18 protein-coding genes, 1 pseudogene and 1 other annotated feature are annotated in these 16,656 nt (G+C 57.1%); of the genes and pseudogenes, 12 read left to right on the plus strand and 7 right to left on the minus strand.

The window, feature by feature from the left end; all coding sequences use genetic code 11:
- Nucleotides 1–87: 87 nt before the first annotated feature.
- Nucleotides 88–159 (plus strand) — a sequence feature (ROSE (Repression Of Heat Shock gene Expression) occurs in the 5'-region of heat shock genes and acts as an RNA thermometer to modulate expression.).
- The 3 genes from ibpA (at nt 153) to OKF39_RS00985 (ending at nt 2,919) form a co-directional block, all read left to right on the plus strand.
- Nucleotides 153–563, plus strand: a complete 411-nt coding sequence (ibpA, locus tag OKF39_RS00975) for a small heat shock chaperone IbpA (RefSeq protein WP_008500162.1) — start codon at nt 153–155, stop codon at nt 561–563. Its footprint overlaps the feature before it by 7 nt.
- 136 nt (nt 564–699) lie before the next feature.
- A complete protein-coding gene (gene ibpB / locus OKF39_RS00980; RefSeq protein ID WP_028014943.1) occupies nt 700–1,128 on the plus strand; it encodes a small heat shock chaperone IbpB in 429 nt (142 codons plus the stop codon).
- 129 nt (nt 1,129–1,257) lie between these two features.
- A complete protein-coding gene (locus OKF39_RS00985) occupies nt 1,258–2,919 on the plus strand; it encodes a putative transporter (RefSeq protein WP_028014944.1) in 1,662 nt (553 codons plus the stop codon).
- On the opposite strand, the gene OKF39_RS00990 is transcribed toward OKF39_RS00985, so the two are convergent.
- Nucleotides 2,887–3,633 carry a GntR family transcriptional regulator gene (locus tag OKF39_RS00990; protein ID WP_028014945.1) on the minus strand — a complete coding sequence of 249 codons (747 nt, stop codon included), beginning with the start codon at nt 3,631–3,633 and terminating at the stop codon, nt 2,887–2,889. The two genes, OKF39_RS00985 and OKF39_RS00990, sit on opposite strands and share 33 nt — an antisense overlap.
- Nucleotides 3,634–3,854: 221 nt before the next feature.
- On the opposite strand from OKF39_RS00990, the gene OKF39_RS00995 reads away from it, so the two are divergent.
- The 4 genes from OKF39_RS00995 (at nt 3,855) to OKF39_RS01010 (ending at nt 7,573) form a co-directional block, all read left to right on the plus strand.
- On the plus strand, nt 3,855–5,477 hold the full coding sequence (locus OKF39_RS00995) for an alpha-glucoside-specific PTS transporter subunit IIBC (RefSeq protein ID WP_479983405.1): 1,623 nt from the start codon (nt 3,855–3,857) through the stop codon (nt 5,475–5,477).
- Nucleotides 5,474–6,796, plus strand: a complete 1,323-nt coding sequence (locus tag OKF39_RS01000) for a 6-phospho-alpha-glucosidase (RefSeq protein WP_479983406.1) — start codon at nt 5,474–5,476, stop codon at nt 6,794–6,796. The genes OKF39_RS00995 and OKF39_RS01000 overlap by 4 nt, the downstream gene beginning before the upstream one ends.
- Before the next feature lie 92 nt (nt 6,797–6,888).
- Nucleotides 6,889–7,236 carry a YidH family protein gene (locus OKF39_RS01005; protein ID WP_028014948.1) on the plus strand — a complete coding sequence of 116 codons (348 nt, stop codon included), beginning with the start codon at nt 6,889–6,891 and terminating at the stop codon, nt 7,234–7,236.
- A complete protein-coding gene (locus OKF39_RS01010; RefSeq protein WP_028014949.1) occupies nt 7,226–7,573 on the plus strand; it encodes a DUF202 domain-containing protein in 348 nt (115 codons plus the stop codon). The genes OKF39_RS01005 and OKF39_RS01010 overlap by 11 nt, the downstream gene beginning before the upstream one ends.
- A 17-nt stretch (nt 7,574–7,590) precedes the next feature.
- Here the strand turns inward: OKF39_RS01010 and dsdA are convergent, their stop codons facing one another.
- Both dsdA and OKF39_RS01020 read right to left on the minus strand, forming a co-directional pair.
- Complete coding sequence (gene dsdA, locus OKF39_RS01015; protein WP_479983407.1) at nt 7,591–8,877, minus strand: D-serine ammonia-lyase; 1,287 nt, start codon at nt 8,875–8,877, stop codon at nt 7,591–7,593.
- 17 nt (nt 8,878–8,894) lie between these two features.
- Complete coding sequence (locus OKF39_RS01020; protein ID WP_479983408.1) at nt 8,895–10,031, minus strand: GntT/GntP/DsdX family permease; 1,137 nt, start codon at nt 10,029–10,031, stop codon at nt 8,895–8,897.
- Nucleotides 10,032–10,235: 204 nt separating this feature from the next.
- On the opposite strand from OKF39_RS01020, the gene dsdC reads away from it, so the two are divergent.
- On the plus strand, nt 10,236–11,162 hold the full coding sequence (dsdC, locus tag OKF39_RS01025) for a DNA-binding transcriptional regulator DsdC (protein ID WP_126818360.1): 927 nt from the start codon (nt 10,236–10,238) through the stop codon (nt 11,160–11,162).
- Nucleotides 11,163–11,246: 84 nt separating this feature from the next.
- A complete protein-coding gene (locus OKF39_RS01030) occupies nt 11,247–12,335 on the plus strand; it encodes a glycoside hydrolase family 5 protein (protein WP_041911718.1) in 1,089 nt (362 codons plus the stop codon).
- Here OKF39_RS01030 and emrD read toward each other — a convergent pair.
- From emrD to tisB, 4 genes are all read right to left on the minus strand, one after another.
- Nucleotides 12,238–13,422 (minus strand): multidrug efflux MFS transporter EmrD, encoded by a 1,185-nt coding sequence (gene emrD, locus OKF39_RS01035; protein ID WP_039024559.1) that lies wholly within the window; start codon nt 13,420–13,422, stop codon nt 12,238–12,240. The two genes, OKF39_RS01030 and emrD, sit on opposite strands and share 98 nt — an antisense overlap.
- 175 nt (nt 13,423–13,597) lie before the next feature.
- A complete protein-coding gene (locus OKF39_RS01040) occupies nt 13,598–14,431 on the minus strand; it encodes an EamA family transporter (protein WP_063437530.1) in 834 nt (277 codons plus the stop codon).
- A gap of 62 nt (nt 14,432–14,493) precedes the next feature.
- A complete protein-coding gene (locus OKF39_RS01045) occupies nt 14,494–14,940 on the minus strand; it encodes a GNAT family N-acetyltransferase (protein WP_028014956.1) in 447 nt (148 codons plus the stop codon).
- 64 nt (nt 14,941–15,004) lie between these two features.
- Entirely contained in the window at nt 15,005–15,094 is a 90-nt protein-coding gene (gene tisB, locus OKF39_RS01050; protein ID WP_045260836.1) for a type I toxin-antitoxin system toxin TisB, read from the minus strand.
- A 487-nt stretch (nt 15,095–15,581) separates the two neighbouring features.
- On the opposite strand from tisB, the pseudogene OKF39_RS01055 reads away from it, so the two are divergent.
- The 3 genes and pseudogenes from OKF39_RS01055 to ivbL all read left to right on the plus strand — a co-directional run bounded on the left by OKF39_RS01055 (nt 15,582) and on the right by ivbL (nt 16,556).
- A pseudogene (locus OKF39_RS01055) lies at nt 15,582–15,895 on the plus strand (type II toxin-antitoxin system HigB family toxin).
- Complete coding sequence (locus tag OKF39_RS01060; protein ID WP_127334638.1) at nt 15,892–16,311, plus strand: helix-turn-helix domain-containing protein; 420 nt, start codon at nt 15,892–15,894, stop codon at nt 16,309–16,311. Before OKF39_RS01055 ends, OKF39_RS01060 begins: the two are co-directional and overlap by 4 nt.
- A 146-nt stretch (nt 16,312–16,457) precedes the next feature.
- A complete protein-coding gene (gene ivbL, locus OKF39_RS01065; protein ID WP_057979964.1) occupies nt 16,458–16,556 on the plus strand; it encodes an ilvB operon leader peptide IvbL in 99 nt (32 codons plus the stop codon).
- Nucleotides 16,557–16,656: the final 100 nt, after the last annotated feature.

A 16,656-nucleotide genomic window follows, 5' to 3' on the forward strand; every position in this document is an offset into this window, starting at 1 on the left:
AAATCTCGCCTAAATAGTCTTGAAAAGCTCGGTTCCAGACCCATTTTAAGAATGTGACCCGATAACGAACACGCCTGATGGGTGCTCGGGGGCGCAAAGGCCTGTCCATGGTGGAAGGCTACAATTTCTCGCTGATTTCAGGAGTATTATCTATGCGTAACTTCGATCTTTCTCCGCTATACCGTTCTGCAATTGGTTTTGACCGCCTGTTTAACCATTTAGAAAATAACCAAAGCCAGAGCAACGGCTACCCTCCATACAATGTTGAGCTGGTTGACGAAAACCACTACCGCATCGCTATTGCCGTCGCCGGTTTTGCAGAAAACGAGCTGGAAATCACCGCGCAGGACAACCTGCTGGTGGTGAAAGGTTCCCATACGGCCGAGCAGAAAGAACGTACCTACCTTTACCAGGGCATCGCCGAGCGCAACTTTGAACGCAAGTTCCAGTTAGCCGAGAACATTCACGTTAAAGGCGCGAACCTGGTTAACGGCCTGCTGTTTATCGAACTGGAACGCGTGATTCCGGAAGAGAAAAAACCGCGCCGTATCGAAATTAACTAATTACGCGGGTCGCGCGAGCGGCCCACCCAGACTTGCTTGCCGTAACGGGAGCATATGCGAATCCATCAGGATTTGCAGGAACAACTGTGCACAAAATTAAACTGTGCCGAACTCGCTTCTCAGAAGGAGATTTAGTATGCGTAACTACGATTTATCCCCCCTGCTGCGTCAGTGGATTGGTTTTGACAAACTGGCTAATGCCCTGCAAAGCACCACCGAGCAACAGACATTTCCGCCGTACAACATCGAAAAAAGCGACGATAACCACTATCGCATCACCCTTGCGCTGGCCGGGTTCCGCCAGGAAGATCTGGATATCCAGCTCGAAGGCGCGCGCCTGACCGTGAAGGGTACGCCGGAAAAACAAGAGACCGAAACCCGGTGGCTGCATCAGGGTCTGGTTAATCAGCCGTTTAGCCTGAGCTTTACCCTGGCAGACCATATGGAAGTGTCCGGTGCGACGTTTACCAACGGGCTGCTGCATATCGATCTTATCCGTAACGTGCCGGAAGCCATCGCGCCGCAGCGTATCGCCATTAGCGAGCGGCCGGCGTTGAACAGCTAATCCGCTTTACTCACAGACTGCACAAAGCCCTGCTCCGGCAGGGCTTTTTTGTGCGCCATCGCCCATACAATCGCATCCGGCTCTGAGAGAATCCATAGCATAACTAAGGTTATACACAGGATGTGGATCATGAGTGATATCGCGTTAACCGTAAGCGTGTTGGCCCTGGCCGCGGTTGTAGGGCTATGGATTGGCAATATCAAAATCCGTGGCGTCGGGTTTGGAATTGGCGGGGTGCTGTTTGGCGGCATTTTTGTCGGGCATTTTGCTGACAAGCTCGGGCTGGTTCTCAGCGCCGATATGCTCCACTTTATTCAGGAGTTCGGCCTGATCCTCTTCGTCTACACCATCGGGATTCAGGTAGGGCCGGGCTTTTTCGCTTCCCTGCGCGTCTCCGGGCTACGGCTCAATCTGTTTGCCCTCGGCATTGTGGTGATGGGCGGGCTGGTCACCGCGATCCTGCACAAAATCTTTGCTATCCCGCTGCCCGTGGTGCTGGGCATTTTCTCCGGGGCGGTCACCAACACGCCGGCGCTCGGAGCCGGGCAGCAAATCCTTCGCGATTTGGGCATTGAACCCGGCATTGTCGACCAGATGGGGATGAGCTACGCCATGGCCTATCCGTTTGGGATTTGCGGCATTCTGCTCTCCATGTGGCTGGTCCGCGTCCTGTTTCGCGTTAACGTCGACAAAGAGGCGAAGGATCATGAAACCACGCTCACCAATGGCCACATGCCAATCAAAACCATCAACATTCGCGTCGATAACCCCAACCTGAACAATATGGCGATTCAGGACGTACCGATCCTGAACAGCGCCAATATTATCTGCTCCCGCCTTAAGCGCGACGACGTGCTGATGGTGCCTGCGCCCGGCACGATGATCCAGCAGGGTGACCTGCTGCACCTGGTCGGCCAGCCGGGGGATTTGAACAACGCGCGGCTGGTGATTGGTCAGGAAGTGGATACCTCGCTTTCGACTCGCGGCACCGATATGCGCGTGGAGCGTGTTGTGGTGACTAACGAGCACGTTCTGGGCAAGAAAATACGCGATCTGCAGGTAAAAGAGCGCTACGACGTGGTCATCTCCCGCCTCAACCGTGCGGGCGTTGAACTGGTTGCCAGCCCGGAGGCCAGCCTGCAGTTCGGGGATATCCTCAACCTGGTCGGACGCCCGTCGTCCATCGACGCCGTGGCGGATATGGTGGGCAACGCCCAGCAAAAACTGCAGCAGGTGCAGATGCTGCCGGTGTTTATCGGCATCGGGCTTGGCGTGCTGCTCGGCTCTATTCCGCTGTACGTGCCGGGCTTCCCGGTGGCGCTCAAGCTCGGCCTGGCGGGCGGGCCGCTGATTATGGCGCTGATCCTCGGGCGTATCGGCTGTATCGGGAAGCTCTACTGGTTTATGCCGCCGAGCGCTAACCTGGCGCTGCGCGAGCTGGGCATCGTGCTGTTCCTGGCGGTTGTCGGGCTGAAGTCCGGCGGGGATTTTGTCGATACCCTGGTCAAGGGCGAAGGGATGAGCTGGGTCGGCTACGGCATCTTTATCACGGCGATCCCGCTGCTGACGGTGGCAATCCTGGCGCGGATGTTCGCCAAAATGAACTACCTGACGCTGTGCGGTATGCTGGCGGGCTCCATGACCGACCCGCCAGCGCTCGCTTTTGCCAACAACCTGCACGCCACCAGCGGCGCGGCCGCGCTCTCCTATGCCACCGTCTACCCGCTGGTGATGTTCCTGCGCATCATCACCCCGCAGCTACTGGCGGTGCTGTTCTGGGGGATGGGCTAACAGCTCTTCCGGGTGGATGCGCCGCAGATGGTAGTCCACCTGGTAATCGCTGGTATTTCGGAACATCACGGAATAATTGAGGAACTCGCCGCTGTCGCTGTAGGAGAGAGAGGTAATTCGCAGCAGTGGCGTCTGTTCCGGCAGATTCATATAACCGGCCAGCTGTTTATCTGCCAGCACCGGCGTCAGGCTCTCGTAGTTGCCGCTGATGGTGATCCCGCACTCCTTCTCGATGTAATCAAACTTAGACCCCTCAAGATGCGCGAGCGACAGGTTGCGGAACAGCTTCACCGGCATAAAGCTGTCCTCCAGCATCAGCGGCTTTCCGTCCACGTAGCGCACCCGCCGTGAAAAGTAGATCCGCTCATCCACCTGGATCCGCAGCTGGCTGGCGATGGCGGGCGGGGCGGGCATCACTTCGAACTGCAGCACCTTGCTCTGCACCTCTTTTCCCTGCTGACGCAGCACCTCCACCAGCCCGGTCAGGTTAGTGGTTTCGTGGTGAACGTCTTTGCGCGAGACAAACGTTCCGCTGCCGTGCCGGCGCTCAACCAGCCCCCAGCTCACCAGCAGATCCAGCGCCTTGCGGATGGTCATGCGCGCCACGCCAAACTCCTGCGCCAGCGCTTTTTCACCAGGCAGCGGGCTGCCGATGTTGTAGTCCGATGAATTCAGCCGCAGCCGCAACCTGTCAGCAATTGATTTGTAGATCACCAATAGACCTCTCTGCCCTTATCAGGGCGTGGAATGCGTCCTGACATGTCCATATTTACCGCAAGAAGTAGACCTGACTGGTCAAAATAAAACCATGAATGCGATCACGAATCGCAGCGGCACGCCATGTTCGTACATCAGTAAGTTCTTATGCTCACCTCAGGCCAGCACAAAACCATAAAGGCCTCTACCCCTACAGGTTGTTACATGAGGATTTAAAAATGCTCAGTCAAATACAACGTTTTGGCGGTGCCATGTTTACCCCGGTGTTGCTGTTTCCGTTTGCCGGGATCATGGTGGGAATCGCCATCATGCTTCGCAACCCGCTGTTTGTCGGCGAAGCCTTAACCGCCCCCGATCATCTTTTCGCGCAGATCGTTCACATCATTGAAGAGGGCGGCTGGGCGGTGTTTCGCAATATGCCGCTGATTTTTGCCGTCGGCCTGCCGATTGGGCTGGCGAAGCAGGCGCAGGGCCGCGCCTGTCTGGCCGTGCTGATTAGCTTCCTGACCTGGAACTACTTCATTAACGCGATGGGGATGACCTGGGGCCACTTCTTTGGCGTCGACTTCTCCGCCGAACCAACGGCGGGAAGCGGGCTGGCGATGATTGCCGGGATCAAAACACTCGATACCAGCATCATCGGTGCCATCGTGATCTCAGGCATCGTCACCGCCATCCACAACCGCTATTTCGACAAGCCGCTGCCGGTCTTTCTGGGGATTTTCCAGGGCAGCTCGTTTGTCGTTATCCTCGCGTTCTTCGTGATGATCCCCTGTGCCTGGCTGACGCTGCTAGGCTGGCCGAAAGTGCAGATGGGCATCGAATCCCTGCAGGCGTTCCTGCGCTCTGCCGGTGCGCTGGGCGTGTGGGTGTATACCTTCCTGGAACGCATTCTGATCCCAACTGGCCTGCATCACTTTGTCTACGGTCCGTTCATCTTCGGCCCGGCGGCGGTGGAGGGCGGTATTCAGGTCTACTGGGCGCAGCATCTGCAGGAATTCAGCCAGAGCACCCTGCCGCTGAAGACCCTCTTCCCGGAAGGTGGCTTCGCACTGCACGGCAACTCAAAAGTGTTTGGCTCGGTCGGGATTGCCTTCGCTATCTGGTACACCGCGTCGCCAGAAAATCGCGTCAAGGTGGCGGGCCTGCTGGTTCCGGCCACGCTCACCGCCGTGCTGGTAGGCATTACCGAACCGCTTGAGTTCACCTTCCTGTTTATCTCGCCGCTGCTGTTCGCCGTGCACGCCGTGCTGGCGGCCACCATGGCGACGGTGATGTACGCCTTCGGCGTCGTGGGGAATATGGGCGGCGGCCTGCTGGACCAGTTCCTGCCGCAAAACTGGATCCCGATGTTCCATAACCACGCCTCGACGGTGTTCACCCAGATCGGCATTGGTGTCTGCTTCACCGGCATCTACTTCGTGATCTTCAAAACGCTGATTGAGCGTCTGAACCTGAAAACGCCGGGCCGGGAAGAGAGCGAAATCAAACTCTACAGCAAGGCCGACTTTAAGGCGGCGCGCGGGCAAACCACCGCCCCGGCGGCGGCCAGCCAGCAGGTTGGGCAAGCCGCCGGATTCCTGCAGGCGCTCGGCGGCGCGGCCAACATCGAAAGCATCAATAACTGCGCCACCCGCCTGCGTATCGCGCTGGTGGATATGGCGAAAACCCAAAGCGACGACGTCTTCAAAGCCCTGGGCGCACACGGCGTAGTGCGACGCGGCAACGGCATTCAGGTGATTGTCGGCCTGCACGTTCCTCAGGTGCGCGACCAGCTGGAATCGCTGATGAAAACCCCTTTAACAAATGAACAAACCACCCTGACAGAGGCTATATCATGAAAAAATTCTCAGTTGTCATTGCAGGCGGCGGCAGCACCTTTACGCCTGGTATCGTCCTGATGCTGTTAGCCAACCGTGACCGTTTCCCGCTGCGCGCCCTGAAGTTCTTTGACAACGACGGCGCGCGTCAGGAGACCATCGCCGAAGCGTGCAGAATCATCCTTAAGGAGCAGGCCCCGGAGATTGAATTCAGCTACACCACCGATCCAAAAGCGGCGTTTACCGATGTCGATTTCGTGATGGCGCACATCCGCGTGGGCAAATACCCGATGCGCGAAAAAGATGAAAAAATCCCGCTGCGCCACGGCGTGCTGGGCCAGGAAACCTGCGGACCGGGCGGTATCTCTTACGGCATGCGCTCTATCGGCGGCGTGCTGGAGCTGGTGGATTATATGGAGCAGTACTCCCCGAACGCGTGGATGCTGAACTACTCCAACCCGGCGGCGATTGTCGCAGAAGCCACGCGCCGCCTGCGTCCGAACGCTAAAATCCTCAACATCTGCGATATGCCGATCGGCATTGAAGGGCGCATGGCGCAGATTGTCGGCCTGAAAGACCGCAAAGAGATGCGCGTGCGCTACTACGGCCTGAACCACTTCGGCTGGTGGACGTCGATTGAAGACCTGAACGGCAATGATCTGATGCCGAAGCTGCGCGAATACGTGGCGAAAAACGGCTATGTTCCGCCTTCGGAAGATGCACATACCGAAGCGAGCTGGAACGATACCTTTGCCAAAGCTAAAGACGTGCAGGCGCTGGATCCGGACACCATGCCTAACACCTACCTGAAGTATTACCTGTTCCCGGACTACGTGGTCGCGCATTCCAACCCGGAACGGACCCGCGCCAATGAAGTTATGGATCACCGTGAGAAGCATGTGTTCAGTTCCTGTCGGGCGATTATCGAAGCCGGCAACTCCGCCGCCGGTGAGCTGGAAATCGACGAACATGCGTCGTACATCGTCGATCTGGCGACTGCGATTGCCTTTAATACCCAGGAGCGGATGCTGCTGATAGTGCCAAACAACGGTGCCATCCATAACTTTGACGCCGACGCGATGGTGGAGATCCCGTGCCTGGTGGGCCATAACGGACCGGAGCCGCTTACGGTGGGCGATATTCCGCACTTCCAGAAAGGGCTGATGAGCCAGCAGGTGGCGGTGGAAAAACTGGTGGTGGATGCCTGGGAGCAGCGCTCGTACCAGAAGCTCTGGCAGGCCATTACCCTGTCGAAAACCGTGCCGAGCGCCTCCGTCGCGAAAGCGATTCTGGATGACCTGATCGAGGCCAACAAGGAGTACTGGCCAGAGCTGCATTAATCGTCCTGACCGGCATCGCCCGATGCCGGTCTCCTTGTCCTTGTCGATTTACGCTATGCTGAAGCCTGCCCGTAGCACGACAAGGAACCTTCATGAAAATTTCCCGCCTCGGCGAAGCGCCGGACTACCGCTTCTCTCTGGCTAATGAACGCACGTTTTTAGCGTGGATCCGCACCGCACTGGGCTTTCTGGCCGCAGGTGTCGGCCTTGACCAGCTCGCCCCCGATTTTGCCACGCCGCTGATTCGTGAAGTGCTGGCGCTGCTGCTGTGCCTGTTCGCGGGCGTGCTGGCGATTTACGGCTACCTGCGATGGCTGCGCAATGAGAAGGCGATGCGCCTGAAGCAGGATCTGCCCTATACGCGCGGGTTACTCATCATCAGCGTGATTCTGCTGGCGGTGGCGGGCGTGGTGATGGGGCTGGTGTTCTATGGCGGATAATCGCAAAGCGCGGCGCGAAGCGGACCCCGGCCTGCAGCCGGAGCGGACGTCGTTGGCCTGGCTGCGCACGTTGCTGGGGTATGGCGCGCTGATTGCCCTGGCGATTAAGCACAACTGGCACCGAACCGGGGTGCCATTCTGGATCTCTATTATTGTGCTGGCGCTGGTGGCCATCATTTTATGGCGCTATACCCGCAGCCGTAACCTGATGGACGTGGCGCAGAACGATTTTGTACAGCCGAAAGCAGTGCGGGATAAATTCCTGATCGCACTCGCTGTTCTCTCGCTATCGCTGCTGTTTGCGGTAACCCATATTCAGCAAATTTTGAGCCTGTAAGCCCGGTGGCGGCTTAATTACTTCCCTTTAGCCAGATACTTCGCCATCTCGTCTTCCGGCACCATGCCGCCGCCGGTTGCCCACACCAGGTGGGTAACGTTGGTATGAGAATGAACGCGCACCGGCCCGGCCATCCCCGCCAGCGCTGAAGGCTCAAGGCGGATCCCTTCCTCCTGCGCCAGCCAGCCGAGCATGTCGTACATGCTCCGATCGGAAAGCGTATAGAACCCGTCGAGCAGGCGCTCCATCGCGCGGCCTACGAAGCCGGACGCGCGCCCAACCGCCAGACCGTCCGCCGCCGTCACGTTATCAATGCCCAGATCCTGCACTGCAATCGCATCATGCAGGCCGGTGTAAACGCCCAGCAGCATGCACGGCGAGTGCGTTGGCTCCCCGAAGAAGCAGTGCACGTTATCACCAAAGGCCAGCTTCAGGCCAAACGCCACGCCGCCAGGCCCGCCGCCTACGCCGCACGGCAGATAGACGTACAGGGGATGATCCGCATCCACCACGCGGCCCTGTTCGGTGAACTGCGCTTTCAGGCGCTCGCCCGCCACCGCATAGCCCAGGAACAGGGTGCGGGAATTCTCATCGTCAATGAAGAAGCAGTTCGGATCGCTTTCCGCCGCTTTGCGCCCTTGCTCCACCGCCACGCCGTAATCCTGCTCATATTCCACGACGATGACGCCGTGGCTGCGCAGCCTGGCTTTCTTCCACTCGCGGGCGTCGGCGGACATATGGACCGTCACCTTAAAGCCGATGCGTGCGCTCTTTATGCCAATGGATAACCCCAGGTTGCCGGTGGAGCCCACGGCAATGCTGTACTGGCTGAAGAAGGCCTTAAAGCGTGGCTCCAGCAGAACGCTGTAGTCGTCTTCAACGCTCAGCAACCCGGCGTCCAGCGCCAGTTTTTCCGCGTGGGTCAGCACCTCATAGATGCCGCCGCGCGCTTTAATCGAGCCGGAAATCGGCAGGTGGCTGTCTTTTTTCAGCAGCAGCGTGCCGGGAATGGATTTGCCAGATTCTCTCTCCAGCCGCGCCTGCATTGCCGGAATGGCGACCAGTTCAGATTCAATAATCCCACCCGTTGCCGCCGTCTCCGGGAAGGCTTTCGCCAGATACGGCGCGAAGCGGTTGAGGCGCGCGTGGGCGTCGTCCACGTCGGCTTTGGTCAGCCCGACATAGGGTAACCCTTCCGCCAGCGTGGTGGTGCGCGGGTTAAGCCAGGTGGTTTCTTTCAGGGCAATCAGATCCTCAACCAGAGGAAACTGTGCGGTTAAAGTGGTGATAGTTGCGTTTTCCATAATATGTCTCTTCGCGCTCAGATAATGAAAGAAAGCAGGAATGTGCCGCCAAGTGTAAGCACCGAGGCGATAAACGTCACCGTCGTATAGTATTTGAAGGTCTCATTCAGGGTCGCGCCGCAGTATTGCTTCACCAGCCAGAAGAGAGAATCGGTCACGATCGTGCAGCCAATGGCGCCGGAACCGATGGCAATGGTGATGATCTCCGGGCTGACGTTCGGGTAGAGCGGCAGCATCGGCGCGACGATGGCCGTGGCGCCCATCATCGCGACCGTGGCGGAGCCTACGGCGGCATGCAGCACCAGCGCCACCAGCCAGGCGAGCAGGATAGGGTGCATGTGCAGGTTCGAGAGAATTTGCGCCAGCGAGTCCGCCAGTCCGCTGGTTTTCAGGATGGCGTTGAACGCGCCGCCCGCGCCGATAATCAGCAAAATGTTGGCGATAGAGCCAAAGCCGTGCTCGGTGTGCGTCAGCATCGCGCCCATGCCCATGTGCTGGCGGATGCCCAGCAGGTAGTAGGCGACAAACACGGCGATAAACATGGCGGTGATCGGGTTGCCGATAAACTCCAGCAGCGTATACAGCGTGCCGTCTTTTGCCATATTCAGTTCAGCGATGGTCTTCACCAGCATCAGGGCAATCGGCAGCAGCACCGTAAACAGCGCGGCCGGATGCGGCGGCACCACGCAGTGCACCGCCATCAGCGCGGTACAGAGCGGAATGGCCAGCTTGAGCAGCGACGTGTGGGTCTTTTTGGCGATGGAAAACGCCAGCGGTATCAGCAGGACCACGCCCACTTCCACGAACAGCGTAATGCCGCAGATCAGGCCCACCAGCACCATAATCACGTCTGCTGACAGCCAGCGGCAGCGCTGCAACGTAATCCCGATGCGCTCTGCCGCGCCGGAAACCTCCATCATCTTGCCGAGAATGGTCCCAAGACCAATCACGGCCGCCAGGAAGCCCAGCGTGCCGCCAATCCCACTCTCAATGGCGTTTACCATATCCAGCGGGCTCATTCCCATCATTGCGCCGACGAAAAAGCTCGCCAGCAGCAGCGCGAGGAACGGGTGAAACTTTAGCTTAACGATGGTTAAAACAATCAACACAATGCTGACCAGCAGCGTTGCCACAACCCAGACCTGAGATCCCATATCTCACCTCACCCTTATGTCATCTGGGGGTATTGGACGAAAAAGCGGCGTGGGCTGACAAACGATATAAATTGGCGTTCAGGTGAGCCAGATTGAATCAACTGAGTGACTGCGCTCTAAAAAACGCACTTAAACCGCATTAGGTTCACATATATTCACCCTTAAACAGTATGCTGAGCGCAGAAACCACGCGTGAGAATTGTGATGACCGATGCAAATGAAGCCAGAAACCGGCTGCTCAACGGCTGGCAGCTGTCGAAAATGTACACCTTTGAAGTGGCGGCTCGACATGAATCCTTCGCGCTGGCGGCGGAGGAGCTGTCGCTCAGCCCCAGCGCGGTGAGCCACCGCATCAACCTGCTCGAAGAAGAGCTCGGTATTCAGCTGTTTGTCCGTTCGCACCGTAAAGTCGAGCTGACGCAGGAGGGAAAGCGCGTTTACTGGACGCTAAAATCGTCCCTCGACACCCTGAATCAGGAGATCCTGGACATCAAAAACCAGGCGCTGTCCGGCACGCTGACGGTCTACTCCCGGCCGTCGATCGCTCAGTGCTGGCTGGTACCCATGCTGGGCGACTTTACCCGCCGCTATCCGTCGATTTCGCTCACCGTCCTGACCGGCAATGATTACATCAATATGCAGCGAACGGGGGTCGATCTGGCGCTCTATTTCGACGATACGCCGCCAAACCATCTGTCTCATCACTTCCTGATGGACGAAGAGATTTTGCCCGTCTGCTCGCCGCAGTATGCCCGCGAGCATGAGCTGTTGAAAAACCCCGATAACCTTAGCCACTGCACGCTGCTGCACGACCGTCAGGCCTGGAGCAATGATTCCGGTACGGATGAGTGGCTGAGCTGGGCGCAGCACTTTGCGGTGAATATGCCGTCATCGTCGGGTATTGGTTTCGATCGTTCCGACTTAGCGATTATTGCGGCCATCAACCACGTCGGCGTCGCGATGGGGAGAAAGCGGCTGGTGCAAAAACGGCTTGAACGGGGCGAACTGATCGCCCCGTTTGGTGACAAGACCCTGAAATGCCATCAGCACTACTATGTTTCGACGCTTTCGGGCCGACAGTGGCCGAAAATAGACGCCTTTATCGGCTGGCTGAGAGAACTGGCAGGTTGAAGAATTATTACGCTTTCGCGCTACACCAAATGTGAAAAAGCGTGCTAAATACAGGTAATGCTTTCGATTTATCCAGGGTAAACCGTGTTAAAGCCTCTTATAGCGACCGCGTTACTGATCTCTTCCGGCTGGGCCATTGCCGCTGAGCCGCCGCTGACGGCTGCCCGTTATGCGCAGCAGCTTGGCGTCGGGATGGATGTGGACTGGGCGCGCACCGAGCGCGGCATACGCGAGTTCGACCCGCTGGTGGTTCGCGATTTTCGCGCAAAAGGCATTACCCACGTGCGCATTCGCGTCGCCGATGAGCCGACGGAAGCGCGGCTGATCCACCTGCGCAAGCTGGTGGAAGCCTGCGAGCAATATGGCGTGATCCCGATTATCGCTTATCAGGCCGATGAATATAAAAACGACCCCAAAGCCGATAACGAGAAAGAGACGATCAACTGGTGGATTGCCGTGGCGCACTATTTCGGCCAGAGCTATCCGCTGCTGGGTTTTGATCTCATCTATGAGCCAGCCGACAAGCTTAACCACAACCTCGCGTCGTTAAACCGCGTGTATGAAAAAACCATTAAAGCGATCCACGACATCGACCCGCAGCGCATGATTTTCATTGCGCCGCGCCTGCGTGCCGCGCCGGAAGATTTATCCGGCCTGAAGCTGCCTGCGCACAGTCAAAACTACCTGCTGGCGGAGTGGCATATTTTCCCGTGGGGGCCGCTGAAAAATAGCGGTAAATACCCGTGGACGTCCGGCACGGCGGCGGAGAAGGCGGCTATCCGTAACCGCATCAGCACCGCGCTGCGCTGGCAGCAAAAAACCGGGCACGTCAGTTGGGTCGGGGGCTGGGGCGTGGGGGAGTCAAACCACCTCACGCCAACCGCTTCGCAAATGGCCTTCGCCACCTTTATGGCCTGCGAGCTGCAAAAGGCGAAAATCCCGTATGCGCTTAACGCGGATTTCCAGTTTTACGACGGGGAAGAAGGGGCCTGGCGGCCTGCGCCGGAGCCGTTATTGCAGGCGATGATTGCGCCCGTCTGTGAAAAGCCCGGCGAGAAGCCGGGCCATCATGCGGTTAAACCGGCTGCTCGTGATGCGGAACGCGCGACGACAGCGGCAGCCAGCACAGTAAAATCAGCAGCCCCATTAGCGTCATCAGCAGGCCCAAACTAGCCTGCCCGGTCTGCGGCATCATGGCCGAGAGCCAGGCCAGCGCGCCGGAACCGATGTTCTGCAAACCGCCCACCAGCGCGCCCGCCGTGCCTGCGAGGAACGGGAACGGCTCCATCGCGCCGCTGGTGGCGAGCGGGAACAGCATTCCCGCGCCGAAGAAGAACAGCGCCGCCGGAATCAGCAGCGTCCAGACGGTCATCACGCCAAACAGCCCCGGGATCCACATCATCAGACCCGCCAGCAGGCAGCTGATCACGGCCTGCCACATCAGGGTTGAAAAGCGCTTGTTCTGACGCCCGGCAAACCAGGCGCCAAAGAACGCCGCCGGGATCGGCAGAATAAACAGAATGCTCACCACCATGCTGCTCAGGCCAAGGCCCGCGCCCAGCAGCACGCCGGAGCAGGCTTCGAACACTGCAATACCCGCCAGGCCGCCGATCAGCATCAGCAGGTAGCAGGTAAACGCGCCGTTGCCGAACAGCGTCTTATAGCTTGTGAGAAGCTTCGTGCGCGGCGCGTCTTTTGGACGGGTTTCCGGCATCCAGCGCGCCATGCTGAAGGTGACAATTACGCAGAGCACCAGCAGAAAGGCGTAACAGGCGCGCCAGGACCACATTGTGTCCAGCAGGCCGCCAATCAGTGGAGCGAGAAGCGGGCTGACCAGAATGCCCATGTTTAACAGGCTGTTGGCGTGGCGGAGCTGGGTGCCCTGATACATATCGCGCGGTAAGGTTCGCGCCATCACCCCGCCGACACCCGTCCCAACGCCCTGCAGGGCGCTGGCGGCAATCAGTACGGTCAGGCTGTGGGTGGTAATGGCAATCACCGTCGCTACCATGAAAATGCTCATGCCCACCAGGATCACCGGGCGACGCCCGACGCGGTCGGAGAGCGGGCCGTAGAAGAGCTGTGAAACGCCATAGGTCAGCAGGTAGGCTGCCATCACGCTCTGCACCGCGCCTTCGCGGACGTTCAGTTCCTTTGCCATGTCGGCAATCGCCGGAATGTAGATGGTTTGCGCCATCTGACCGACGGCCACCAGTAACACCAGCATCAACAATAAGTTAACGTTCCTTTGCTTTTTCATGTCGCTGAATACTTTTGCCAAAAGAGAGAAATGAAGAATAAGTGACTACGCATTACCATAAATGCGCGAGGAATCTACCACAGACAGATGACAATTTAAGCATTGTTGCGGTGAATGAAAAAACCGGGAAAGGCAGGATTTGTAAACAAGAACGGCAACTAATGTTGCCAGCGATTTACGCCAGACGCAGCAGAATTGCGCCGACAGCAATACCCAGCGCTGCCGCGATGCGCAGGCCCGCAACCTTCTCTTTTAAAAGGACAAAGGCGATCAGCGCCCCGAAAAGAATCGAGGTTTCACGCAGCGCGGCGACCACCGCCAGCGGCGCCTGCGTCATCGCCCAGAGGGCCAGACCGTAAGAGCCCATGGTCCCCACGCCGCCGAGCAGCCCTTTTTTCCAGTGCAGGCGCAGGTAGCTGGACGCCTCGCGCCGACGCGCCACCATCGCCCAGCCCAGCAGGCAGAAGCCGTTCATAAAGAAGGTCCAGAGCGTGTAGCCCAGCGCGGTGTTCGACAGCCGCACGCCGGTGCCGTCCACCAGCGTATACCCGGCGATAAAACAGGCATTCAGCAGCGCCAGCCAGATCCCCCTGCGTGACTGCATGCGGCCATTCATCGCCATCGCCAGAATCGACAGGCAAATGACTCCGATACCGGACCAGGCGAGCCAGGAGAGATGGTCGCCGAGCGCCAGCACGCTGATCAGCGCCACCAGCAGCGGGGCGGTGCCGCGCATCAGCGGATAGGTCTGGCTCATGTCCGAGACCTGATAGGTCTTCGCCACCAGCACGGTGTAGACCACCTGTAAGGCGCAGGAGACGATCAAAAACGGCCAGCTTGCCGCAGAAGGCTGTGGTGAGAAGGGCAGTAAAATCAGGGCAATAATCGCGGCTGAGCCGCTAACGCCGATCGCAGAGTAGAGTTTATCCGTTCCGGCTTTAACGATAGCGTTCCAGCTGGCATGCAGCAGTGCGGCGAAAAGCAAAATGCAGAAAACGGTGATGGTCATGGCGTATTGGGTGATGAATTGTCACTCAACTGTAACATTCACATCCTGATGCCGCCAGCCGGTTACACCGCACAAAAAAGGCGGTGCGTCACCCGCGGTTCGTCTGAGACCAGCGTAAAACCGGCTCGATTGTAAAATCCGTACGCGCTGTCCGGCGCGTGAGTATTCAGAAAATCAAACCAGATGCTGGCATCCGCCATCACTACGGTTAAAAGCTGTTTTCCAATGCCCAGCCCGCGGCACTTCTCGCTGACGTAGAGATGGCGAATGCGTCCGGCACGCGGCTGCTGGCTGAACGGATCGCGGTTGAGGCCACACACGCCCACCAGCTTGCCGTTAAGAAACGCACCCAGCAGCTTTTCACCCGGCGCGTTAAAGCGGTTCTCACCCCGCAGCCAGTTCTCTTCCAGCCTGCGCAGCATGTTGAAATTCAGCGCGATACTTTCCGCCTTCAGGGCGATATACCCCGGCTCATCCGGTGTGACAGGCTCAATTAACAGACGCGACATAGCATTCCCTCGTTATTAAAGAGGGGCGGTTGCCCGCCCCTCTCAGGTGCGACTTGAACCTGAATTACCGAACGTATTTCAGGACAGCATCAAGCAGTTGCAGTACTGCAACAATGAGTTTGAGGATAAGTATCACCATATCCACTACGCTCATACGCGTCTCCTTTTGGTTAAAAGGAGCACGATGCTGGCGTACCTTTCCGCCGCCTGTTGCCAGCACCTGGATTGACGTAACACAGTGTGCTCACTTCAGGGGTTAAGGCACTGACGGCACCACCCGTTTCAGCCAGGACTTCGTTGCGCCGGTAAACTGCGGCCCCCTCGCTCACTGCGAACACCCTCAGTATAGATAAATACTGTATGCATGAACAGTATTTTTTGGACAAAATTTGGAAGGTGATCCATACTCATAAACGTCAAAATCCGTGCCGGAATTGCGCGTTCGAGTTCTATCGCGTATACTTTTTCCGTTGACGTAACACAGTGTGTTCTGCGGCGACCAACCGCAAAACCCTGATAAAAACCTCGCTCCGGCGGGGTTTTTTGTTTTCAGATGTTAGTCAGAAAAACGATACGTGTTGACACATTGGCAATGCATGATATTGTTGCCATAATGGCAACGGACGCAGCAGGCATGCAGCATGCATTTAATTTCTATGAAGGCAATTATTGATGCGGTAAAACAGTTCCCGCAGCATAAGGAAGAGCTCCTTTTTTAGGTCGCACTATCGAAAAGAGCCATTGCCCGACACCTGCTGCGCTGAAACAAATTTTTCCGACCCTGGATAACTTTAAATATCTGGATAAGCATTATGTGATTGATATTGCAAATAACAATCTCAGAGTAGTGGCTCTCATATTCTTTGAAAGCCAAAAGTTCTATGTGCGCCATGTTTTTACTCATAAGGAATATGACCGTTTTACGGAGAAACATCGCACTAAGGGGAAGAAATGATGATCGTCGCTGATGCAATGAAAGCAACGCATGCCCTTGTCGAGGCTGTCCCTTTACTGGGTGAACATCCGAATGAGAAAGATTACCAGGATGCGCTTGAGCTGGTTGAGTATCTGCTCATGAATGAACCTGGTAGTCCTTTGCTGGATATCGTATGTGCAAGAATAAGTCGTTATGAAGCGAATCGACCCGAGATTGTCGCCTTGCGTCAGGAGATGGAATCTGTTCCAGTGGGAATTGCGGTTTTAAGAACCCTTATGGATCAGTACAAACTGACCATTTCAGATTTTCAGGATGAAATTGGCAGTAAATCAATGGTTTCAAGGGTATTGAATGGACAGCGTCAGCTGACGTTAAACCATATAAAAAAACTGGCGGTGCGCTTTGGGGTATCGCCTGCACTGTTTATTGAATGAAATAAAACGGTCGACAGCCCTTTATCACTCAACAAACGAAACGTGATCCCTGACGCATTTTTGCGCAGATGAAAATATTTCCATTGTCACGCCCGAAAACCTGTGTTTGTATAAATTCAATCAATGATTCCAAACACAGGTCCCCAATGACTTCATCCATCTTCACTTCGACCCTACTAAAAACTGCGCAACCTGCCGCAGTGGTCGTCGTGCGTGTGGTGGTGGTCGTCGGCAATGCGCCGTAGGGACTGGATCAACACACGAATCCAAAACCCCGCCGGCGCAAACCGGGCGGGGTTTTTCGTTTAGGACCCTCCCCGGAAAGTCGGCCCAGAAGAAAAGGAC

The organism is Enterobacter cloacae complex sp. HYC042_NIDB (assembly GCF_056673315.1).